Origin of the sequence: Allobosea sp. 47.2.35 (assembly GCF_024655635.1) — a bacterium.
In the GTDB taxonomy this organism is placed as follows: Bacteria; Pseudomonadota; Alphaproteobacteria; order Rhizobiales; family Beijerinckiaceae; genus Allobosea.
The window spans coordinates 138,655-159,397 of sequence record NZ_JANLGI010000011.1 but is presented as its reverse complement, the minus strand read 5'-3'; the positions used below and the strand labels follow the sequence as shown (position 1 = coordinate 159,397).

Below are 20,743 nucleotides of genomic sequence, written 5' to 3'. Positions count from 1 at the left end.
TTACTTGAAGCCACCGAGGAAAGCGTCAAGGCAATCGCCGATCGCCTCGATAGCGTAGCCGCCCTCCTGCACCACCAGCGTCGGCAGGCCGAAACCCTTCACCTGTCGGCCGATCGTGCCGAAATCCGAAGCCTCCAGCTTCAACACGCCGATCGGGTCGTCCTTGTGGGCGTCGTAGCCGAGCGCAATCACCACGACCTCGGCACCGAAATCGCGGATCGCCTTGCCGGCCTCGGCGACGGCTGTCTCCATCGCGGCGCCACCCGCACCATGTGCCAGCGGCAGGTTCAGGTTGAAGCCCTCGCCCGGGCCGTTGCCGCGCTCGTCGGCATAACCGGTGAAGAACGGGTAGTAGTTGGTGGGATCGGCATGGACCGAGATCGTCAGCACGTCGTTGCGGCGATAGAAGATCTGCTGCGTGCCGTCGCCGTGATGGGCGTCGACATCGAGGATCGCGACCTTGCCGAATTTCGAGCGCAGGCGCTGGGCCGCAATCGCCGTGTTGTTGAGATAGCAGAAGCCGGTGGCGCGATCGGCACGCGCATGGTGGCCGGACGGGCGGCAGAGCGAATAGACGGCGCGCTCGCCGGCCAGGATCGCGTCGGCCGCGGAGACGGCGGTTTCCGAGGAGCGCAGCGTCGAATGCCAGCAATGCTCGCCGATCGGCACCGAGAGATCGCCGAGATACCAGCCGAGCTGGCCGATGAAGCCGGTCGGGCGGCAAGGCGGGCGGACATCCTCGTCCGGGCGGCCGCTCCAATAGGGGAAGGTGCTCGGCCAGACTTCCGGCCCGCGCTCGGCCGGCAGGTCCTGCCAGCGCGCCCAGGCGGTTTCGAGGAACTTGACGAAGCCGGCATCATGGATCGCCAGGACCGGGTCCGTGCCATGCGCCGCCGGCTTCTCCGGCGTGATGCCGTGCTTCCTGAGCGCGCTGAGCAAGCGCTCCGTCCGCTCCGGCAGGTCCTTGGGAGCCACGACCTTGCCGAAGCGCATATATTGCTGGGGATCGTGAAGGGCTTGGTCGGGGTGATAGAAGGCGCGCATCAGGCGAAGAATCCTCGTCAGATCGCGAGGCGACCATCAGCCCCGCGAAGGGATGCTAGCAACCGCCGCCGCGCCGGTCAGCCATGACGATGCCGTCCGCCCCTGCGTGGGAGGCGGGGCTGGCGCTCAATGCGGCGAGAGCAGCGCCACGAATTCGCGTGCGAGGGCGTCGATCGCATGGCGCTCCGGCCGGTACCAGTCGGTCGAGCCGTTGAGCGCGCCGAGCAGGAAGAGCCTGAGCACATCCGGCGAATTGCCAGCCGGCATGCCGCCCGCCTCCTGCCACTCGGCGATCAGGCGGCGCCAGACATCCTCATAGGCACGGCGCACGGCGCGCACGCTCTCCGGCACGGGCGCCGCGCCGAAGGTGAAGACCTTGATGCTGGCCGAGGTGTAATCGCCATGGCCGTGCAGCGCCGAGAGATGCGCGCGGATCGCCGCTTCCAGCCGCTGGCGCGGCGAGGCGCCCTCTTCCGCCGCCAGCGCCGCGACGACGGCCTCATGGACGAAGCGTACGCCATCGTTGACGACCTCCTCAACGATCTCCTCCTTCGAGCCGAAATGGTAGTAGAGGCTCGCCTTGCGGATGCCGACGGCCTCGGCGATCTCGCGCAAGGTGGTCTGATGGTAGCCGCCGCCGCGCAGCAGCCGCGCGGCATGGTCGAGGATCAGCCGGCGTGAGCCGCCTTCGGTGGTCGACCGGGCGGTGGTTGGGGCGTCATTCATAGGGTGTCATCCCGTGCGCGCTGCGGCATGTAATGCCGCTGCGCTGACACGGGACCGTCCTCCGGAAAGGCGCCCTCTCGTCACGCGGTCCCGTGTCTGCGCAGCGGCACTGCGCGCCGCAGCGCGCACGGGAAGACACTCTATGAGTGACGTTCCGATCACAGCCGCTTCGCCACTTCCTCGAGCATGACTTCGGTCGCGCCGCCGCCGATGGCCTGGACGCGGGCATCGCGGGTCATGCGCTCGATCGCGCTCTCGCGCATGTAGCCCATGCCGCCATGGAACTGCAGGCAGTCGTACATGACTTCGTTGACCAGCTCGCCGCAATAGGCCTTGGCCATCGAGACCTCGCGGGTGGCGTCGAAGCCCTGCGCGTCGAGCCAGGCGGCGTGGTAGACGAGCTGGCGGCCGGCCTCGACCTTGCCGGCAAGCTCGGCCAGACGCTGGCGGATCGCCTGCTTCTCCCAGAGCGGCGCGCCGAAAGCCTTGCGCGTCCGGACATAGTCCAGCGTCAGGTCGATGGCGGCCTGCGCCTCGCCCATCGCCATCGCGCCGATCACAGTGCGCTCGTTCTGGAAATTGCTCATGATCGCGTAGAAGCCGCGCCCTTCCTGCCCGAGCAGGTTCTCGGCCGGCACCTTGCAATCGACGAAGGAAAGCTCGGCGGTGTCCGAGGAGCGCCAGCCATGCTTGTCGAGGGCGCGCGAGACCGAGAAGCCCGGCGTGCCCTTCTCGACCACGAAGATCGAGACCGATTGCGAGGGCCGCCCCTGCGGGTCCGTCTTGGCGGCGACGCAATAGAGATCGGCATGGACGCCATTGGTGATGAACATCTTGGCGCCGTTGAGGACGTAATGGTCGCCCTCGCGCCGCGCCGTGGTGCGGATGCCCTTCACATCCGAGCCGGCATCGGGCTCGGTGACGGCGACCGCGACGATCTTCTCGCCCGCGATAATACCGGGCAGGTACTTGTCCTTCTGGGCCTGGCTGCCGGCATTGGCGATATGGACCGAGGCCATGTCGGTATGGACCAGCGCCGTGATCGCGACGCCGGAGAAGGTCGAGCGGCCGAGTTCCTCGGCCAGCACGACGGTCGCCATCGTGTCCATCTCGGAGCCGCCATACTCGGCGGGATAGCGGATGCCGAAGAAGCCGAGCTCACCCATCTTTCGCAGCACGTCGCGCGGGACGAAGCCGTCCTCCTCCCATTGCAGGGCGTGCGGCTTGATCTCAGTCTCGACGAAGCGGCGGACCTGGTCGCGCAGCGCCTCATGCTCCTCGGTGAAGTAAGGCGAGCGGCGCGCGCCCTCCGCGACAAGCTTTCCGCCCGATGACATCGCCTTCTCCCGTCTCCACGCAGCGCCATCGGCGAGCTACCTGCCGGACGGTAGGTGAATGACTCGCCGAGATCAAGCTACCCGCAGTTCGCGGCGCTGTCAGGCGACATCGTCCCAGTGGGCGACCATGCTGCGGCCCTTGCCGGCGCGCTTGGCGCCATACAGCGCCTGATCGGCCGCGCGCGTCAGCACCTCGGCCGTCCAGTGGCCGGCATCCTGCTCCGGCTTGACGGAGACACCGACGCTGGCACCCACCGTGACGAGTTGCCCCATCAGCATGATCGGCGCCCTGACGACCGACACTGCCCGATCGGCAACCTCGGAAAGTGCGACTGCATCCTCGACGCCGCGCACAAGCAGGGCGAATTCGTCTCCACCCAGCCGCGCCACGATATCGCCCGGCCGGACGACGCCCTTCAGGCGCATCGCGACCTGCTTGAGCAGGTCGTCGCCGGCCTGATGGCCGTAACGGTCGTTGATCAGCTTGAAGCCATCGAGATCGAGCAGCAGGAGCCCCAAGGCCTCGCCGCTTTCGCCGGCTTCGTCGAGAATGCGATCGAGTCCACGGCGGTTCAGGAGGCCGGTCAGCGGGTCATGGCTCGCGGCGAAGTCGAGTTCACGCCGCACCATCAGCAATTCCTCGAACTGGCCGATGATGTAATCGGAGCTTTCATAGATCGAGTAGAGATAGACCAGCAGCAGGACACTAAGCGCCTGATAGAGCGGATCGCCCGAGACCAGGAAGGCGACGACCAGCGTGCCGATCGCGATGGTCGAGAGCACGGCACAGATCCAGTAGCGAAGCGTGCGCAGATAGGAGCCGGCCGTCAGCGCCATGGTCAGCCCGAGACTGAGCACGAAGCCGCCGGCATGGTCGGCTGCAGCAGCGGCCAGGGTCAACGCGGCGATGACAAGCGTGAAGGCGAAGGCGGTATAGGCGTAGCCCGCCTCCCAGCGCCGCGCCTCTGTCAGGGTCAGCTTACGGGCGGCGTCGCGCCGCTTGAAGCCGACGATATTGGCGAGGCGCGCCAACGTTGTGAGGATACCAGCTCCGGTCAGCCACCAGAAGATTGCCTGGCCCGTCTGCACGGCCATGATGGCGGAGCCGACGATCAGCCCGGCCGCGATGCAGAGGATCTGCGGCAGGGCCGCGAAGAGACGCGAGATGATCTCGATCTCGATGTCCGCGGGCAACTGCGCGGCGCGTTTGCGGGGCCTCATCAGCAGATGCATGGCGCATGGCTCTACGCGCGAGGCTCTAAGAACCCGTCAGCCCGATCCCCGGCATTTTAAGGATCGAGCGCCGATGGCCGCCCCCGCCACAAAAAAGAGGGGCCGGCAAGGCCAGCCCCGTTCCAAGTTGCAGATGGAGAGGTCGGGAGCGGGTGGATCAGTTGCAGCCGCAGCCGTGACCGAGACCGCCGAGCAGGCCACCGACGATGCCGTTCTTGCTGACGATCGCCTTCACCGGGGCAACGACGCCGATCTTGTTGCCGTTGGCGATGCCGTTGCCGCTGAGGACGCTGACATTGTTGAGCGCATTGATCTTGACGCCCGACACCGCCGTCGTCACCGGAACGATGATACCGCCGAGAAGAGAACCGCCCCGCCCGCCCGCCATGGCCGGGGAAACGGCGAAAGCCGCAACCGTAGCGAGAATAATCGCGTATTTCATTGTGCTTCTCCCTGTCTTCGCCTCCGACGCGGAAGCGATAAAGCACGTATAAGTTGCAGAAACCGATACCAACAACCTTATCCCGACATTAACCATACCAGGTAAACTTAATCGACGCACATAAGTATATTTTCGCCGAATACACGAATTCACTGCCATTTCATTCGAGATTAGCCCTATTTCAAACTCAACAAATTTCGCATTATTCGTAAATTATTAACCAATATCTTCCATATTGCCGGAAGAATTGGTGATATCATGACGATTCTGACGCGCATCATCATCCTGCCTTCACTGGTCTTTCACGTCTCACTCGCCCTTGCGACAGAGAAAGCCGCCGAAGAGAAGGAGAGTTCGATCGCCGTCATCGGGCTTCGCGGCGGCTTCGACAGCAACCCGGCGGGTATCCAGGGGGCGAACGGCACACCCGTCGTCACAACCTATGCAACCTGGGATTATCTTCACGGCACGTTGCAGGACGGCTACGGCCTCAACCTGTCTCTGGTCGAAACACATTACGATCCGCGCGCGCTCGCCTCGGCCCGCGCCCATTCGCTGGCGCTCAAGCACGCCATCAGCCTCGGCGATTCAACCGTACTGCAATCCTCGGTCACAATGGGCGCCGAACAGAGTTGGTCGCGCCGGAGGAGCAGCCTCGCCTGGCGCGAGCGCCTCGATCATGGCATTGGCCCCTTCCGCCTCTTCGTCAGCGGCGAAGCGCGCATCACCGCGCTGAACGAGCGCAATGTCTTCAATCTCGGCGACTTCCTGCCGCGCGACGAGAATTTCGGCACGCTGGGGCTGACCACGGGCGCGGCCTGGCGCTCGGGCGAGACCGAGATCGGCCTCTCCTTCAGCGCCTCACGCATCCATTACATCGAAGGCGTCGACTATCTCGGCTTCCGGCGCGACCATAACCGCCTGCAGCCGAACCTGTTCTTCTCGACGGCGCTGGGCGGCGCCACAATCGAGGGCTCGCTCTCGCCGTTCCGCGCCTATTTCCCGGAGAAGGAGTTCGATGCGGTCGAAAGCCTGCTCTACACCGCGAAGCTACGCGTGCCCTATGAGCGCTTCACGCTCGATCTCGGTTCGGCCCGCATGGTGGAGGACACCACCCTGCCCTTCTCCGTCATCAACGTGACGACGGCGCATGAGGCGAAGCTGACCGCGCGGATCGACGACGACAATGCCGTCAGCCTCATCGCTCGGCGCAAAACCGACGATTATGTCGGCCTCGATGCCCGCTCGGACCAGAAGGGCATCGGCATCGACTACCAGCGTGGACTGGGAAAGGGCTTCACCGCCACCGCCTCCGGCGCCTGGCGCAAGACCAAGGAGACCGGGCTCACGCCCGTGACCTCGTTCAGCGTCATGCTCGGCCTGCAGAAGCAGATCGACCTCAGCCGCATCGGCAAGCCCGAGAAGAGCGGCGGATAGAGCCTTGGCCTGGCAGCCCCCTCGTCATTCCGGAGCTTCGCACAGCGAAGAACCCGGAACCTATGGGCGCGACCTTACTTCAGTTCGTCATGCTCGCCCTTGTGGCGAGCATCCACGTCTCAAGTCCAGCTCTCAACCAGCAAAGACGTGGACGGTCGGGACAAGCCCGACCATGACGCAAAGGTCGTGTTCATGTGCTCCGGATTCGCGCCTGCGGCGCGCTCCAGAATGACAAGCGTGGTCGCGCTCAGAACCGGCGAGTGCTCTCCGTCCCGAGATAGCAGATGCCCTCGCCGGGCTTGGCCTTGGGATTGGGGAAGATGATGAAGCCGTCGCGGGGCATCGTCACCACCGTGCCGTCGGCGCGGCGGGCGATCGGCGTGCCCTTCGCGACGCGGTCGCCGGTCTTCCAATTGCCCTCGACGCGATCGCCCTCGGCCTCGCAGATGACGAGATCGTCCATATGGACGACGACGCGCTTCTCAGGCGCCGGCGGCGCCTCGTCGGTCAGCCCGAGATGGGCAAGCCCATTGCGGATCGCCTTGTAGCCGACATCGACGGAAGCCGGATCCTCGTGGCGGCCGCATTCGAGCGTCACGCCATAGCCGCCGGCAAAGCGCATGAACTCGGTCGTGCCGAAGCCTTCGGTCACGGCGAGGCGCGGCAGGTTCAAGCGCTCGCGCGCCGCGATCAGCCGGACATAGATGTCGAGCCAGCCATGGATCATCAGGTCGACGCCGAGACAGGCGGCAAAGGCTGCTTCCGCCGCACCGTGGCGGAAGGGTTCGAGCGTGCCGCGATTGTCATCAGGCCCGAAGAAGACGAAGGGCACGCCCTCTCCGGTGAAGGAGTGGATGTCGAGCAGCATGTCGTGCTGGCGCAGGATGGCGGAGAGGGGGTTGCCGAGCCTGTCTTCGTTATCGACAGGCTGCGGCCGCTCGCGCAGATCACGGTTGAGGTTGCGGTCGCCCTCGCGGGTGTTCTGCCTGTAAGCCTTGGGATTGGCGACCGGCAGGAAGGTGACCTCGCCACGCTGGACTACGACACGGCCAGCCCGGCAATCCTCGATCACGCGAGCGATGGCATTCGGCCCGCAGGTCTCGTTGCCATGGACGGCGCCAAAGACGAGGAGCTTCGGCCCCGCCTTCAGCCCGTGGAAGCGGATGGTCTCGAGCGGCGGATCGATCAGGTCTGGGGTCGTCATAGTCTCTGCTGTCAGGCTTTGCGTAGCTGCGAATGCGGGTCGAGGATGTCGCGCAGGCCGTCACCCAGCAGGTTCAGGCCGAGCACGGTCATGAAGATGGCGAGGCCCGGGAAGATCGAAATCCAGGGTGCCGTGGTGATCTGGTCGCGCGCATCGGAGAGCATCGAGCCCCAGCTCGGGAAGGGCGGGCGGATGCCGAGGCCGAGGAAGGATAGCGCCGCCTCCGCCAGCACGGCGCCGCCCATGCCGAGCGTGCCGATCACGATGATCGGACCAGCGATGTTCGGCAGGATCTGCAGCAGCATGATGCGCAGGTTGCTCGAGCCGAAGGAGCGCGCCGCCTCGACATAGCCCTGCTGCTTGATCGACAGCGTCGCAGCCCGCGACAGCCGGCAGGTATAGGACCAGTTGGTCAGGCCGAGCGCGATCAGCAGGCTGGTCAGGCCTGGCTGGAGGATCGCCATGATGGCGAGCGCGAAGACCAGCGAGGGGATCGACAGCATGAGGTTGGTCAAGCCGTTGACGAAATCGTCCCACCAGCCGCCGAAATAACCCGCCGACATGCCCAGCGCCACGCCGATCACGGTGTTGATCAACTGCGAGACGATGCCGACCGTCAGCGAGATGCGCGCGCCGTAGAGCACGCGGCTGTAGATGTCGCGGCCCTGCGCGTCCGTGCCGAACCAGAACTCGGCGCCGGGCTGAACCTCGGCATTCATCAGATTGGCGTCCATGACGGGATCGGTATGCGCCAGCCAGGGCGCCAGCGTCCCGCCGACGACGACGGCGGCGAAGAGCACGCCGCCGATCCAAAGATTAGCTCGGAGTTTCATCGGTGCCCCGTCCCTAGGTGTACTTGATGCGCGGATCGATCAGAGCGCAGAGCACGTCCACGATGATGTTCACGACGAGGAAGAAAAGCACGAGCAGCAGGATGCAGGCCTGGACGACTGGAATGTCGCGCAGCGACACGCTGTCGACCAGGAGCGAGCCGATACCCGGCCAGGCGAAAAGCTTCTCGATCACCACGGCGCCGCCCATGATCGAGCCGAACTGCAGGCCGAGCGTCGTCAGCACGATGACCATCGCGTTGCGCGCCACATGCCAGCGCATCACCCGGACCTCGCTGTTGCCCTTGGCGCGGGCGGTGCGGACGAAGTCGGCGTTCATGACTTCGAGCACGGCGGCGCGTGTGGTGCGGGCCAGCAAGGCGAGCGGTGCCACGCCGAGCGCGACCGCCGGCAGCACGATATAGCGCGGGTTGCCGTCGCCATAGCCGAAGCTCGGGAACCAGCCGAGCACCAGCGCGAAGGCATACATCAGCATCAGCCCGAGCCAGAACTGCGGCAGGGACAGGCCCGACACGGCGACGAACATCGACTGCATGTCGAGCCAGCCACCCGGCTTCAGTGCCGCCAGGAAGCCGAGCGGAACGCCGAGGACGATCGCGAACGTCATGGCAGCGATGGCCAATTGAAGACTGGGCCAGATCCGTTCGACCAGTGAATTGATCACCGGTTGGCGGGTGCGGAACGAGGTGCCGAGATCGAACGTCGCAAGCTTCACGGCATAATTCGCGAAGCGAACATGGACGGGATCGTCGAGGCCGAATTGCTTGTTCATGCGTGCGACCTGCTCGGCATCGACGACCGAGCGGCCGTCGGACATCTGGGTCGATGCGAAATCGCCGGGAATGACGCTGAACATCACGAAGATCAGCCCGGCGACCGCAAGCAGGATCGGAATGGCCTGCAGCAGGCGGCGGATGACATAGGGCAGCATGGTCAACTCCTGATCGCCGCCGCGGGGCGGACTCAGGTCAAGGCTCGAAAATCGCCGTCACCCCGGACGGGCAGCATCGCCGCCGGTCCGGGGTACGGGTGTCATCGAGCTGGCGAGAACCTCCGCTGAGGCGCGCTTACTTCGCCGCAGGCGAAGTCGCGTCGACCCAGAGATCCTCGTAGCGCTGGAGCGCGAGCTCCGTCGCGTTCGCCTGCAGGCCATGCAGCCAAGGCTGATAGGCCAGCACCGCCTTGTTGTAGTTGAAGAACCAGACGGGAGCCTCGTCCTGCAGGAGGGCGTTGGCCTTCTTCAGCAGCTCGAGCTTCTTGGCAGCGTCCTTCTCTGCGGCAGCATCGTCCAGCACCTTGTCGTAGGCCGGGTTCTTGAAGCCGGTGTAGTTACAGGACGAGCGCGGCGTCGCCGAATGGAAGCACTTCAGCGAGGTCAGCGGATCCGGTCCGGACGTGTTCGACCAGATATAGGCCTGGAAATCGCCCTTAGCGACAACGCCACCGAGAGCCGAGGTTTCCACCGGCTTGACCTTCACCTTGATGCCGACCTTGGCGAGCATCGGGATCGTCGCCTCGACGATCGGGATACCCCAGCTCTCGTTCGGCGTAGCGGTCCACTCGAACTCGAATCCGTCCGGATAGCCGGCCTCGGTCAGGAGCTTCTTCGCCTTATCCGGGTCAAAGGCGTAGGGCTTGGCGCCCTTGTCGAAAGCCGGCGAAGACAGTGGCAGCCAGCTCACGGCGCGATAGGCCTTGTCCCGCACCAGGCGCTTGATGATCAGCTCGCTGTCGATGGCATGGTTGATCGCCTGGCGCACCCGCTTGTCGGAGAAGGGCTTGAACTCCGGGTTCATTCCCATGTTGCGGGTGAAGACTTCCGCGACCTCAAGGATTCCCTTGGAGAGGTTCGGATCGGCCTTGTAGGCGACATACTGAGTCGAACCCAGGATGGAGACGTCGATCTCCTTGTTCCGGAAGGCGACGTCGCGGGCCGCGGCCTCGCCCATCGGCGAGATCACGAGCTTGTCGGCGTAGGGCTTGCCGGCCTTGTAGTACTTCTCCCAGCGCTCGAAGACCATGCGCGAGCCGGGAACGTGCTCGACGAACTTGAAGGGGCCGAGGCCGATCGGCTTGTTAAAGAAGTCCGCCTCCTGCGCCTCCTTGGCCGGCAGGATCGCGGTAGGAGCGCTGAAGAACAGGAAACCCGGATCGACCGCGTCGGTCATCGTCATCTCGATGGTGCGATCGTCGATCTTCTTCAGGCCGGAGATTTCCTTCGCCTTGCCTTCGCGGACCTCGGCGCCGCCCTTGATGCGCGAGACGTGGCGCGCGCCGGGATAGCTCTTCGATCCGTCCACGAGGCGGGTGAACGACCAGATCACGTCATCGGCCGACAGTTTGCGGCCATTGTGGAAATAAGCCTCGCGTAGCTTCAGCGTATGCGTCAGACCGTCGGCCGAGGTCGAGAAGGACTCGACCAGCTCGGGCTCCGGCTTGCCGGTATTGGAATCCCAGCGGAACAGCATGCCGTGCAGCGCATAGCCGTAGATCTCGTCCTGGATCTGGTTCGAGACGTGGCTGTCATTGCTGACGAAGGAGGCGCCGTAGGGCGCCGTGAAGCGGATCGTTCCGCCGCGACGCGGCTCCTGGGCCTGTGCAGATACGGTGAAGGCTACCAGCGTCAGCGCGGTAGCGAAGGCCAATTTCTTCAACAACACGATCACTCCTCCCGTTTATCCGCTCCGGCTGATCCGGAGTTGTTTGCTTCCAAGTGGAACCATAGCGGCTTTGCCGCGCTTGTCTTCCCCTGCGCGGTCAAATCCGATCCTACGAACGTTCGAACACCACCTCGCCGCCGAGAATGGTGAGATCACAGCGCGTATCCTTGAGGATATCGGCCGGAGCAGCGCTCAAGAGATCGCGCGAGAACACCGCGACATCGGCCAGGAAGCCCGGCGCGAGCCGGCCCTTCACCTTCTCCTGCTTCTGCGAGAAGGCGCCGAACTCAGTATAGGCCTGCAGCGCCTCCTCGATCGAGACGCGCTGGCTCTCATCCATCACCGTGCCCTTCCAGGTCTCACGCGTCAGCATGGTGTGGAAATTCGGGAAGGGGTTGGGGTCGCAGACCGGGGCGTCGCTGCCCGTCGCCGGCTTCAGGCCGAGGTCGAACCAGGTGCGGAACGGATAGCTCGGCATCGCCCGCTCGGGGCCGAGCACCTTCACATAGGCATCGCCGAAATCATGGATGAAGACCTGCTGCGGGCAGGGATAGATGCCGGCCTTGACCATGCGCTCGTGCTGGGCCGGCGTCGAGAAGCCGCAATGCTCGATGCGGTGGCGCCGGTGCGGGTCGGGATAGGCGGCGAGCGCCTTCTCATAGGCGGTGATGAGTTGCTCGATCGCGGCATCGCCGATGGCATGGCAGACGAGCTGGTAGCCCTTCCTGTGGGCGTCGAGCACCATGCGCTCAAGCTCGGCATCCTCCCACATCCAGACGCCGGTGGTCTTGTCATCGCCGAGATAGGGCTCGGTCATCCAGGCGGTGCGGCCGCCGGCCGAGCCGTCGAGGAAGAGCTTGACGCCGCCGATCATCAACATCTCGTCGCCGGTGCCGGAGATCAGGCCGGCCGCATAGCACTCGGGCACGATCGAGCGGCCATCGTCGCCGAGCAGCGTCAGCCAGGTGCGGACCGGCAGGCGGCCGTCACGCTTGGCGCGATGATAGGCTGCGATCTCGCGGAAGCCGCCCTTCTGGCCGACGGCGGCATCCATGCAACTGGTGATGCCGAGCGAGAGCAGATACTGCCCGCCGCGCTCGATGCCGGCGATGATGTCTTCTTCTGTTGCAGCCGGAATCGCAGCCTGGACCGGAGCGCGGGCGTTCTCGGCGAGCAGGCCGGTGAGGCGGCCATTCTGCTGCTCGATCAGACCGCCCTGCGGCGTCGGGGACGTCTCGTCGATGCCGCCGAGGCGCAGCGCCTCGGAATTGCAGATCGCGATATGGCCGCAGGCGCGCACCAGCATCACCGGATTGTTCGGCGCGGCGCGGTCCAGCTCCTCGCGATAGGGATGGCGGCCGGTGTCGAGCTTGGTCTGGTCGTAGCCGCGCGAGAGGATCCATTCGCCGGGCTTCGACTGTGCGGCACGGGCCGAAATCGCGCCGAGCAGGGCTTCCAACGTCGGCGCGCTCTCGGGCTTGGAATCGACCCAGCCCATGGTCATGCCGAGCGAGACGAGATGGAGATGGGAGTCGTTCAGGCCCGGCGTCGCGAGCCGGCCCTTCAGGTCGATGACGCGGGTCTTCGGTCCGATCAGCGGCCTGATCTCGGCATCGCTGCCGGCGGCCAGCACCTTGTCCCGGAAGATCGCCAGCGCCTCGACGACGCCCTCCTCACGGCCGCACCAGATCGGTCCGTTACGCAGCACGATATCGGCCTGAATCGCCATGGTGTTCTCCTCAAGTCCAGTCGTCGCCGGCGCTTACGAGCGGCGGTCAGATATCGTCGAGCGGGAAGATCGGGCGGCGGACCTTCTTGTAGGGCCGCTCCTTGAAATTGCGGGTCGAGAGCGCGCCGGTATCGACCTCCAGCACCTCGCGCGCGATCGGCTCGAAGGCGGCGCGGAAATGCTGCATCGACTTGACAATCACCGTCGACTTGCGGGTCGGATCGACGCCGAGCGAGGTGAACTGCGCGAGATCGGTCGCCTGGCCGTTATGGGTGATGACGATGATCTCGACATCGTCGACGCGCAGCAGGGCCGAGAGCCCGTAATTGCGCCAGACACCGCCGGCCATCGGGCCGTGACAGAGGAAATAGCCGTCGGTGATCGCGACGACATGGGCGTCGAGATCGAGCGGCCCGCCGCCCATGGTCGGATCGACCTTGCCGCCGAGCCTGATCCGGCCGCGCTTGCCGACGCCGATCGCCTGAGCGGCCAGCACCACCTCGGGGTCGTTGATCGCATGGAAGCCGACATTCTTCAGCCCGGCATCGAGCACGGCACGCAGCAGATTGGTGGCGTCGCCATAGGCGCCGGAGCCGGGATTGTCCGAATAATCCGAGATCACCACCGGCTTGTAACCGGGCTTGCCCGCGTCGGCCTCGCCGGCCTTGGCGCGGGCCATGGCTTCAGCCAGCGGCGTGAAATGGATCGAGGAGAAGCGGCGCTGCTCCCAGGCATAGTCCATCAGCTCCTCGGCGATGGCCTGCGCCTTACCGCGATCATCGGCCGTGACCGCGATCGAGGGGCCGATATCGTGGACGTCGGCCGAGGAGAAACCGGCCTGGACGCTGACCACGAGCGCGTCGCCGGAGGCTTCCAGCGCATCGCCACGGCGCAGCAATTCGAGGAAAGGCGGCGAGGTCGTGCGCCCGCCATCAAGCGCGTAGAGGATCGGGCGGCGGGCGAGTGCGACCTTCGGCCTGATCTCGCCCTTGATCGCGCGCTGCAGCAATTCGGCCGCCTGCCAGGTCCGCTCGTACTGGTCGATATGCGGGTAGGTCCGGTAGGAGATCAGCGCATTGGCGTTGTCGGCCATGAGCTGCGTGACCGTCGCATGCAGGTCGAGCACCGCGACGACAGGCACGTCAGGGCCGATGCGCTTGCGCAGCAGCGCCAGCAACTCGCCCTCGCCGTCATCCGAGCTTTCGGTCGACATGGCGCCGTGGAGATGCAGCAGCACGCCGTCGACACCCGAGGCAGCATCGACGATCTGGCCGGCGAAGAGTTCGAAAGCGTGATCGGTGACGCGGCCGGACGGATTGGCGCCGGTCACCAGCGGATGGACGAGATTCCAGCCGAACTTGTCGGCCGCCTCAAAAGCCGCGCCCATCGAGGTGCGCGTGCCACGGAAGGCGCCGGGGATCTCGTTGTCGCGAAAGGCGCCATGGGCCCTGAAGGTAGCCTCGTCCGTGAGCTGAACACTGAAGGTGTTCGTCTCATGCATGAACTCGGCGATCAAAACGCGCGGCACCGTCATCTCCCCAAACATATCGTTCAATTTTTTTGACAGTTTTGGCGGGACACCTGCGTTCTGGCCACTGATTTTCGTGCATGCATCCCCAGAAACCTACGCGCTTGTCGTAGCGTGGTGAATATGCTCGACTGCGCGGAACCAATTCCATGGACCGCGCATTCTTCGCAGCAAATTGCTGCGAGCCCGCGTCATGCCGGTTTCCCGACACGCTAAACGCCCGTCCGCCGCGACGCGACTGCGGCGCGTTTCGTCCGACGAACTCACGATCCGCCGCGTCCGCCATGGCCGCTCCTTCGGCTATCGCGACGCGGCCGGTGGCAAGATCACGCAGGCGGAGACGCTCGATCGCATCCGCTCGCTGGCCATCCCGCCCGCCTATCAGGATGTCCGCATCGCCGCCGATCCGCGCGCGCATCTCCAGGCCGTGGGCCGCGACGAGGCCGGCCGTATCCAGCATCGCTACCATCCGGATTGGGAGAAGGTGCGCGAGCGACGCAAGCTCAAGCGGCTGGCACGCCTGATCGAGGCCCTGCCGGAACTGCGTGCTCGCATCGCGGCGGACGCCAAGGCGCGGACGCTTTCCCGCGACAAGGCCTTGGCCTGCGCCGCGACCATCATCGACCGCGGCCATCTGCGCGTCGGCAACGAGACCTATGCCAAAGCAAACGGCAGCCACGGCACCTCGACGCTGCTCAAGCGCCACGTCACGCTGACGGGAACGCGGATCGCGCTACATTTCCGCGGCAAGAGCGGCAAGGACATTTCCTGCGCCATCGACGATGCGCCACTCGCCCGCGCGATCGCGCGGATCGTCACCCTGCCCGGCCGGCGTCTGCTGCAATACCGGAACGAAGACGGCGTGGTCTCGCCGATCCACGCAGCCGAGATCAACGCCTATCTCAAGCGTGCCTGCGGCTTGCCCATCAGCAGCAAGGACCTGCGCATGCTGGCCGCCAACGCGGCTGCCGCCGAGCTTCTGCTCGCCGGCGAGGCGGTGGCGAGCGAGGCGGGGCGTAAGCGCCAGCTCGCCGACATCATGCGCTCGATCTCGGAGAAGCTGGTCAATACGCCGGCGGTCGTCCGCAAAAGCTATGTCCATGCCATCGTCATCGACGCCTATGCCAGCGGCCGCTTGCAGAAGAGCTATGCGAAGGCCCGCGCCAAGCCCGGCTGCTCGCGCATCGAGCGGGCGCTGGGGCTGCTGGCAGCCTGACGAAAAAGAGGGGGCTGCTGGCGGAACCGGAAAGACCGATTCGACGTTCCGTCGCCGCTGGATCGTCGCGGCGGAGGTGCAGATGGACGAGGAACGGATCACCCGGATCGCACGGGCGATGTGCCGGGCGGCGCGGCTCGACCCCGACAAGCCGGCCGGAAATGCCGGTCCCTATACGATGTCGATGCGTGAGCCGGGCCATGAGACGCCCCAGCCCGCCTGGATGCTGTTCCGCCGGGAGGCTGCGCTGTTCGCCTCGCGCCACCGCGAGGTCGCCGTCAGGCTCTGAACGTCGCCCGACCAGGCACCGAAAGCCCTGCACTCACCGAGCAGGCCGGACGTATCGGGGGCAGGACGGCTAGATCGATTTGAAGCTCGGATAATGGCCGCGATAGCTCTTTTCCAGGATCGCGACGCCGCCCTTCTCCTTCAGAATCTGCGCGACCGAGAGGCCGAGCTCGCGGGCGTGTTCCGGCGCCGCGCTCTGGTCGGCGACGACGCGTTCCGTACCCTCGATCGAGGTTACCTGCGCGTGCAGCGTCAATTGGCCGTCCCGCCATGTCGCGCAGGCGCCGACGGGCAGGCTGCAGCCGGCCCCGAGTGCATGCATCATCTCGCGCTCGGCCTCGGCCTCGGCGCGAGCCTTCGAGCATTCGATCGCCTGGAGCACCTCGATCACGGCGGTATCCTCGGCGCGAGCCTCGAGTCCTAACGCGCCCTGCCCGACGGCATAGGGGAACAGGCTCGGCGCAAGCACTTCCGAAGAGGCGTCGTCCAGACCGAGGCGGCGCAGGCCGGCATGGGCGAGGATGACGGCGTCGAGCGCATCCTCGCCGCCGATCTTGGCGAGGCGCGGGCCGACATTGCCGCGGATCGGGACGACGGTGACGTCCGGACGCAGGTTCAGGATCTGGGCACGACGGCGCAGCGAGCCCGTGCCGACACGCGCGCCCTGGCGTAGCGAGGCCATGGTCGAGCCGCAGAGCGCATCGCGCGGATCCTCGCGCGGCGGCACCGAGGCGAGGACGAGCCCTTCATGCAAGGTCGTCGGCAGGTCCTTCAGCGAATGGACGACAAAATCGACCTCGCGCTTGACCAGTTGCTGCTCGTGCTCAACGGCGAAGACGCCGACCATGCCGAACTGGTGGAACTCGGAGACGCGGTCGCGATCGGCGATGGTGGCGATCTGGCAGAGGGTGAACTCCGCCTGCGGGAACTTCTCCCGGATCAGGCCCATGACGTGGTTGGTCTGGGCCATCGCCAGCGGGCTGCGGCGCGTGCCGATCCTCAGATGCATGATCTCGAAACTTTCGGGTCCTGTCCGGCCGGGCCGGTTATTGCCGCGGTCTATAACAGGGGGCCGCCGGGCTGACGAGTGCAACGCGAGCCGAGACTGCGCTGGATCAATCGCGCGCGGCTGCCGCCCCGCCCCGCTGCCGCATGACCGCCATCGCCTGCCCGAGCACCTCGAACACGCGCGGGTCGCGCGACTGGGCGACATTGAAGCGCATGAAATGGCCAGCCGCCTGTGCGACGCTGAAGACGTTGCCCGGCGCCAGCACCACGCCCTGCATCACCGCCAAGCGAGCCAGCTCGGCGGAATCGATGTCCTCCGGCAGGCGACACCAGAGATAGAAGCCGCCGCGCGGCATCAGCCACGGGCGGATCCCCAAGGTCTCCAGCCGCGCCGCGACCTCCCGCCGCGCCTGCGCCAGACGACGGTGCAATTCCTCCATATGCTTGCGGTAGCTGCCGCCGGCGAGGACGCCCGCCAGCAGCTCCGTCGAGACCGGACTGGGGCCGCCGAAATTGGTCGCGACCTGCAGGTCGACCAGGCCTTCGATCCAATCGGCCCGCGCCGCGATATAACCGCAGCGAACCGCAGCCGAGAGCGTCTTGGAGAAGCTGCCGATCCGGATGACGCGCTCCAGCCCGTCGAGCGCCGCCAGTCGCGCCGATGGCTCGGGCTCGAAGTCGGCAAAGATGTCGTCTTCGACGATGACCATATCGTTGGCTGCGGCAGCGCTCAGCACGCGATAGGCGGCCTGCGGCGACAGGCCGGCGCCGGTCGGATTGTGCAAGCCGGAATTGGTCAGGTAGAGGCGCGGGCGCTCGGCCGCGACCACTGACTCGAAGGCCGCGATATCCGGACCTGTCGGCGTATAGGGTGTGCTCAGCACACGCACCTGATGCGCCCGCAGCAAGGCCTGGAAGTTGAAATAGCAGGGGTCGTCGACAAGCACGGCATCGCCCGGCCGGAGCAGGAAGCGGCAGATCAGATCCAGCGCCTGCGTGCCCGAGCCGGTCAGCATGAGTTGTTCGGGCGTCACGGCAAGCCCGGCCTCGGCGAAGCGCCCGAGCAGCAGACGGCGAAGCACGGAAGCACCGCGCGTGCCGCCGTAATCGGTGAGGATTGCACCATCGGCCCGCGCCAGCCCCCGGAAGCCGCGGCGCAAGGCCTCGTCCGGCATCCAGTCGGCCGGGAGCCAGCCGCAACCCGGCTTCAGCGCGCCGGGCTCGGCATCGAGCGACTGGCGCGAGACCCAGAAGGGGTCGACGACCAGCTCCTGCGGCGAGGCGGCTTGTGTCAGCGCCAAAGGTGGCAGGCCGCCGCCCGTCACATAGAAGCCGGAGCCTTGCCGGGCGCGGATCAGGCCTTCAGCCGCGAGGCGGTCATAGGCCTCGACGACGGTGGAGGGCGAAACCTTCATCGTCGCGGCGAAGCCACGGATCGAGGGCAGGCGATCCCCCGGCGCCAGCGTCCGTGCCGCGAGACGGCCACGGATCGACGCCATCACGGTCTCCGTCCGCGTCGCGGCAGGCTCGCCTCCGTCGAGTGTATGGATATCCATAGCCATACAGTTTGCCATGAATGTATCGGTCTGTCGCTGGCTTAGTTGGACAGCTGCGCCTAGAGCACGGCTTCCGGCGAAGCAGCAGGACGGATCGGATGTCGAACAACTGGGGTGGCAAAGGCTGGGGTAGCGGGCTGATCGGCGTGCTGATCTTCAGCGGTTCGCTGCCGGCGACGCGCGTCGCGGTGGCCGGTTTCTCGCCGCTGTTCCTGACCGGCGCCCGCGCCGCCATCGCAGCCCTGCTCGGCGCCGCCTGCCTGATGCTGCTGCGCCAGCAATGGCCGCAGAAGGCGGATATCCGCCCGCTCGCGATCGTCGCGCTCGGTGTCGTGCTGGGCTTTCCGCTGCTGACCGCGCTCGCCCTCCAGCATATTCCCTCGGCGCGCTCGATCGTCTTCATCGGCCTGTTGCCGCTCGCGACCGCGCTGTTCGGCGTGCTGCGCGGCGGAGAGCGACCGAAGCCCGTGTTCTGGCTGTTCTCGGGTCTCGGCAGCGCCACCGTCGTCGGCTTCGCGCTGGCCAATAGCGACAGCGGTTCGCTGACGGGCGACCTGTTGATGGTCGCGGCGGTGCTGCTCTGCGGGCTCGGCTATGCCGAGGGGGCGAGCCTGTCGCGCCGGCTCGGTGGCTGGCAGGTGATCTCCTGGGCGCTGCTGCTGTCATTGCCGGCGATGGCGGTGGTCGCGCTGCTGTTCTGGCCCACGACCTGGCAGGGCATCGGCACGCCGGCCTGGATCGGGCTTGCTTACGTCTCGGTCTTCAGCATGCTCGTCGGCTTCGTGTTCTGGTACCGGGGGCTGGCGATCGGCGGCACGGCGACGGTCGGCCAGCTTCAGCTGCTGCAACCCTTCTTCGGCCTGATGCTGGCAGGCTGGCTGCTCGGCGAGCCGATCGCCTGGACGATGATCGCCGCGACCGCCGTGGTCGTGCTCTGCGTCGCCGGGGCGAAACGCTTCGCCTGATCAGGAGCTCTTGGATTTCGTGCGACCCAAGGCCATCTTATGGGCGATGGAGGTTGCGTGATGGCAAGCGGATGGGCTCCGGACGGCGCGGTTCAGGACCAGATCGACGGCTCGATCTCGGACGCAGTCCGGTTGGCGCGCTCGCGATTGCCAAGCGGGCCGGGCGAGATCCATTGCCAGGAATGCGGTGAGGAGATTCCCGAAGCGCGGCGGCTCGCCATGCCCGGCGCCCGGCTCTGCGTCGCCTGCCAGTCCGGCCATGACCGCTCGGCGGCGCACTCCAGCTACAACCGGCGCGGCAGCAAGGACAGCCAGTTGAAGTGAGCCTTTACGCGCGGAAACGCGGTCGCACTGTGCTGACGGAATTCGACAATCGACGGCCATCGAAAGCGGTGGTCACGAAGCGCAGCGATGTCGGGGAAGGATCGTGGTGCCGCAAGAGGGATTCGAACCCCCGACCCCCTCATTACGAATGAGGTGCTCTACCAGCTGAGCTATTGCGGCAACGGGTGGCGCTGTACCAGCAGGCGCCGGGCTTGGCAAGCCGCAACCGCGCTGGTTTCACAGGGTTCGCCGGTTTCAATCCTTGCGCAGCTTCTCCGTCTCCGGCTTCTCCTGGCCGAGCGCGACGATGCCGCGGCGGATGGCGCGGGTGCGGGTGAAGTGCTTGTGCAAGGTCTCGCCGTCGCCATAGCGGATGGCGCGGGTGAGCAGGGCGAGGTCCTCGTTGAAGCGGCCGAGCATCTCCAACACCGCTTCCTTGTTGTGGAGGAAGACGTCGCGCCACATGGTCGGATCGGAGGCCGCGATGCGGGTGAAATCACGGAAGCCGCCGGCCGAGAACTTGATCACCTCCGACTGCGTCACCGCCTCCAGATCCTCGGCCGTGCCGACGATGTTGTAGGCGATCAGATGCGGCAGGTGGCTGGTGACGGCGAGCACGAGGTCATGATGCTGCGCGCTCATCACCTCGACCAGCGCGCCCATCCCCTCCCAGAACTGGCGGGTTTTCGCGATGGCCGCCGGGTCCGTACCCTCGGGCGGTGTCAGGATGCACCAGCGGTTGAGGAAAAGGCTGGGGAAGCCGGCATCGGGGCCGGAATTCTCCGTGCCCGCGACCGGATGGGCCGGCACGAAGGCGACGCCCTCAGGCAGATGCGGCAGGACGGCATCGACGACCGAGCCCTTGACCGAGCCGACATCGGAGACGATCGCGCCGGGCTTCAGCGAAGACGCGATCTCGGCTGCGACCGGCCCGCAGGCGCCGACCGGCACACAGAAGATGATGTGATCGGCATCGCGGGCTGCTTCCGCCGCCGTCTCGGCAACCGTGTCGCCAAGACCCAGCTCGCGCGCCCGCTTACGCACGGCCTCGTCGCGGTCGGCCAGTACGATCGTGCCGGCGAGGTTCAGCTCCTTGGCCGCACGCGCGATCGAGGAGCCGATCAGCCCGATGCCGATGATGGCGAGGCGGGCGAAGACCGGCTCGGAGCGGCGCGGCGCGAAGCTTTCCGCCATC

General features: G+C 66.1%; 19 protein-coding genes and 1 tRNA gene. 5 read left to right on the top strand and 15 right to left on the bottom strand.

Annotated features, from left to right (window positions below):
- From NUV79_RS15360 to NUV79_RS15340, 5 genes are all read right to left on the bottom strand, one after another.
- Positions 1 to 1,044 carry a histone deacetylase family protein gene (locus tag NUV79_RS15360; protein ID WP_257733964.1) on the bottom strand — a complete coding sequence of 348 codons (1,044 nt, stop codon included), beginning with the start codon at positions 1,042 to 1,044 and terminating at the stop codon, positions 1 to 3.
- 126 nt (positions 1,045 to 1,170) lie between these two features.
- Positions 1,171 to 1,770 (bottom strand): TetR/AcrR family transcriptional regulator, encoded by a 600-nt coding sequence (locus tag NUV79_RS15355; protein WP_257733963.1) that lies wholly within the window; start codon positions 1,768 to 1,770, stop codon positions 1,171 to 1,173.
- A 158-nt stretch (positions 1,771 to 1,928) separates the two neighbouring features.
- Positions 1,929 to 3,107: an acyl-CoA dehydrogenase family protein gene (locus NUV79_RS15350; RefSeq protein ID WP_257733962.1), complete on the bottom strand. Its 1,179-nt coding sequence runs from the start codon at positions 3,105 to 3,107 to the stop codon at positions 1,929 to 1,931.
- A gap of 99 nt (positions 3,108 to 3,206) precedes the next feature.
- Positions 3,207 to 4,340 (bottom strand): GGDEF domain-containing protein, encoded by a 1,134-nt coding sequence (locus NUV79_RS15345; protein WP_257733961.1) that lies wholly within the window; start codon positions 4,338 to 4,340, stop codon positions 3,207 to 3,209.
- 157 nt (positions 4,341 to 4,497) lie between these two features.
- Positions 4,498 to 4,782 carry a hypothetical protein gene (locus NUV79_RS15340; protein WP_257733960.1) on the bottom strand — a complete coding sequence of 95 codons (285 nt, stop codon included), beginning with the start codon at positions 4,780 to 4,782 and terminating at the stop codon, positions 4,498 to 4,500.
- 258 nt (positions 4,783 to 5,040) lie between these two features.
- On the opposite strand from NUV79_RS15340, the gene NUV79_RS15335 reads away from it, so the two are divergent.
- On the top strand, positions 5,041 to 6,219 hold the full coding sequence (locus NUV79_RS15335; protein ID WP_257733959.1) for a hypothetical protein: 1,179 nt from the start codon (positions 5,041 to 5,043) through the stop codon (positions 6,217 to 6,219).
- Positions 6,220 to 6,466: 247 nt separating this feature from the next.
- On the opposite strand, the gene NUV79_RS15330 is transcribed toward NUV79_RS15335, so the two are convergent.
- The 6 genes from NUV79_RS15330 to NUV79_RS15305 form a co-directional block, all read right to left on the bottom strand.
- Positions 6,467 to 7,423, bottom strand: a complete 957-nt coding sequence (locus NUV79_RS15330) for a succinylglutamate desuccinylase/aspartoacylase family protein (RefSeq protein WP_257733958.1) — start codon at positions 7,421 to 7,423, stop codon at positions 6,467 to 6,469.
- Positions 7,424 to 7,434: 11 nt separating this feature from the next.
- Entirely contained in the window at positions 7,435 to 8,256 is an 822-nt protein-coding gene (locus NUV79_RS15325) for an ABC transporter permease (protein ID WP_257733957.1), read from the bottom strand.
- A gap of 13 nt (positions 8,257 to 8,269) precedes the next feature.
- A complete protein-coding gene (locus NUV79_RS15320; RefSeq protein ID WP_257733956.1) occupies positions 8,270 to 9,205 on the bottom strand; it encodes an ABC transporter permease in 936 nt (311 codons plus the stop codon).
- A gap of 136 nt (positions 9,206 to 9,341) precedes the next feature.
- The gene (locus NUV79_RS15315) at positions 9,342 to 10,928 is read right to left on the bottom strand and encodes an ABC transporter substrate-binding protein (protein ID WP_257733986.1); all 1,587 of its coding nucleotides are present in this window, start codon (positions 10,926 to 10,928) and stop codon (positions 9,342 to 9,344) included.
- Between the two features lie 115 nt (positions 10,929 to 11,043).
- Positions 11,044 to 12,663 carry an amidohydrolase gene (locus tag NUV79_RS15310; RefSeq protein WP_257733955.1) on the bottom strand — a complete coding sequence of 540 codons (1,620 nt, stop codon included), beginning with the start codon at positions 12,661 to 12,663 and terminating at the stop codon, positions 11,044 to 11,046.
- 46 nt (positions 12,664 to 12,709) lie between these two features.
- Positions 12,710 to 14,191: a M81 family metallopeptidase gene (locus tag NUV79_RS15305; RefSeq protein WP_257733954.1), complete on the bottom strand. Its 1,482-nt coding sequence runs from the start codon at positions 14,189 to 14,191 to the stop codon at positions 12,710 to 12,712.
- A 193-nt stretch (positions 14,192 to 14,384) separates the two neighbouring features.
- On the opposite strand from NUV79_RS15305, the gene NUV79_RS15300 reads away from it, so the two are divergent.
- Together NUV79_RS15300 and NUV79_RS15295 are read left to right on the top strand one after the other, a co-directional pair.
- Entirely contained in the window at positions 14,385 to 15,407 is a 1,023-nt protein-coding gene (locus tag NUV79_RS15300; protein WP_257733953.1) for a DNA topoisomerase IB, read from the top strand.
- Positions 15,408 to 15,489: 82 nt separating this feature from the next.
- Positions 15,490 to 15,696 carry a hypothetical protein gene (locus NUV79_RS15295; protein WP_257733952.1) on the top strand — a complete coding sequence of 69 codons (207 nt, stop codon included), beginning with the start codon at positions 15,490 to 15,492 and terminating at the stop codon, positions 15,694 to 15,696.
- Between the two features lie 69 nt (positions 15,697 to 15,765).
- Here the strand turns inward: NUV79_RS15295 and hemC are convergent, their stop codons facing one another.
- A complete protein-coding gene (hemC, locus tag NUV79_RS15290) occupies positions 15,766 to 16,704 on the bottom strand; it encodes a hydroxymethylbilane synthase (protein ID WP_257733951.1) in 939 nt (312 codons plus the stop codon).
- 106 nt (positions 16,705 to 16,810) lie between these two features.
- Positions 16,811 to 18,202, bottom strand: a complete 1,392-nt coding sequence (locus NUV79_RS15285) for an aminotransferase-like domain-containing protein (RefSeq protein ID WP_257733950.1) — start codon at positions 18,200 to 18,202, stop codon at positions 16,811 to 16,813.
- Between the two features lie 155 nt (positions 18,203 to 18,357).
- Between NUV79_RS15285 and NUV79_RS15280 the strand changes: the two genes are divergently transcribed.
- Positions 18,358 to 19,224 (top strand): DMT family transporter, encoded by an 867-nt coding sequence (locus NUV79_RS15280; RefSeq protein ID WP_257733949.1) that lies wholly within the window; start codon positions 18,358 to 18,360, stop codon positions 19,222 to 19,224.
- A 60-nt stretch (positions 19,225 to 19,284) separates the two neighbouring features.
- A complete protein-coding gene (locus NUV79_RS15275; protein WP_257733948.1) occupies positions 19,285 to 19,548 on the top strand; it encodes a DksA/TraR family C4-type zinc finger protein in 264 nt (87 codons plus the stop codon).
- Between the two features lie 104 nt (positions 19,549 to 19,652).
- On the opposite strand, the gene NUV79_RS15270 is transcribed toward NUV79_RS15275, so the two are convergent.
- Both NUV79_RS15270 and NUV79_RS15265 read right to left on the bottom strand, forming a co-directional pair.
- A tRNA-Thr gene (locus NUV79_RS15270) sits at positions 19,653 to 19,728 on the bottom strand.
- A 75-nt stretch (positions 19,729 to 19,803) separates the two neighbouring features.
- Positions 19,804 to 20,742, bottom strand: coding sequence for a prephenate/arogenate dehydrogenase family protein (locus tag NUV79_RS15265; protein ID WP_257733947.1), 939 nt, complete (start codon positions 20,740 to 20,742; stop codon positions 19,804 to 19,806).
- Position 20,743 lies beyond the last annotated feature (1 nt).

Excerpts from the sequence above, each read along its gene's own strand:
- NUV79_RS15360 (WP_257733964.1), bottom strand. The coding sequence starts at position 1,044 with ATGCGCGCCTTCTATCACCCCGACCAAGCCCTTCACGATCCCCAGCAA.
- NUV79_RS15355 (WP_257733963.1), bottom strand. The coding sequence starts at position 1,770 with ATGAATGACGCCCCAACCACCGCCCGGTCGACCACCGAAGGCGGCTCA.
- NUV79_RS15350 (WP_257733962.1), bottom strand. The coding sequence starts at position 3,107 with ATGTCATCGGGCGGAAAGCTTGTCGCGGAGGGCGCGCGCCGCTCGCCT.
- NUV79_RS15345 (WP_257733961.1), bottom strand. The coding sequence starts at position 4,340 with ATGCATCTGCTGATGAGGCCCCGCAAACGCGCCGCGCAGTTGCCCGCG.
- NUV79_RS15340 (WP_257733960.1), bottom strand. The coding sequence starts at position 4,782 with ATGAAATACGCGATTATTCTCGCTACGGTTGCGGCTTTCGCCGTTTCC.
- NUV79_RS15335 (WP_257733959.1), top strand. The coding sequence starts at position 5,041 with ATGACGATTCTGACGCGCATCATCATCCTGCCTTCACTGGTCTTTCAC.
- NUV79_RS15330 (WP_257733958.1), bottom strand. The coding sequence starts at position 7,423 with ATGACGACCCCAGACCTGATCGATCCGCCGCTCGAGACCATCCGCTTC.
- NUV79_RS15325 (WP_257733957.1), bottom strand. The coding sequence starts at position 8,256 with ATGAAACTCCGAGCTAATCTTTGGATCGGCGGCGTGCTCTTCGCCGCC.
- NUV79_RS15320 (WP_257733956.1), bottom strand. The coding sequence starts at position 9,205 with ATGCTGCCCTATGTCATCCGCCGCCTGCTGCAGGCCATTCCGATCCTG.
- NUV79_RS15310 (WP_257733955.1), bottom strand. The coding sequence starts at position 12,663 with ATGGCGATTCAGGCCGATATCGTGCTGCGTAACGGACCGATCTGGTGC.
- NUV79_RS15300 (WP_257733953.1), top strand. The coding sequence starts at position 14,385 with ATGCCGGTTTCCCGACACGCTAAACGCCCGTCCGCCGCGACGCGACTG.
- NUV79_RS15295 (WP_257733952.1), top strand. The coding sequence starts at position 15,490 with ATGGACGAGGAACGGATCACCCGGATCGCACGGGCGATGTGCCGGGCG.
- hemC (WP_257733951.1), bottom strand. The coding sequence starts at position 16,704 with ATGCATCTGAGGATCGGCACGCGCCGCAGCCCGCTGGCGATGGCCCAG.
- NUV79_RS15285 (WP_257733950.1), bottom strand. The coding sequence starts at position 18,202 with ATGGCGTCGATCCGTGGCCGTCTCGCGGCACGGACGCTGGCGCCGGGG.
- NUV79_RS15280 (WP_257733949.1), top strand. The coding sequence starts at position 18,358 with ATGTCGAACAACTGGGGTGGCAAAGGCTGGGGTAGCGGGCTGATCGGC.
- NUV79_RS15275 (WP_257733948.1), top strand. The coding sequence starts at position 19,285 with ATGGCAAGCGGATGGGCTCCGGACGGCGCGGTTCAGGACCAGATCGAC.
- NUV79_RS15265 (WP_257733947.1), bottom strand. The coding sequence starts at position 20,742 with ATGGCGGAAAGCTTCGCGCCGCGCCGCTCCGAGCCGGTCTTCGCCCGC.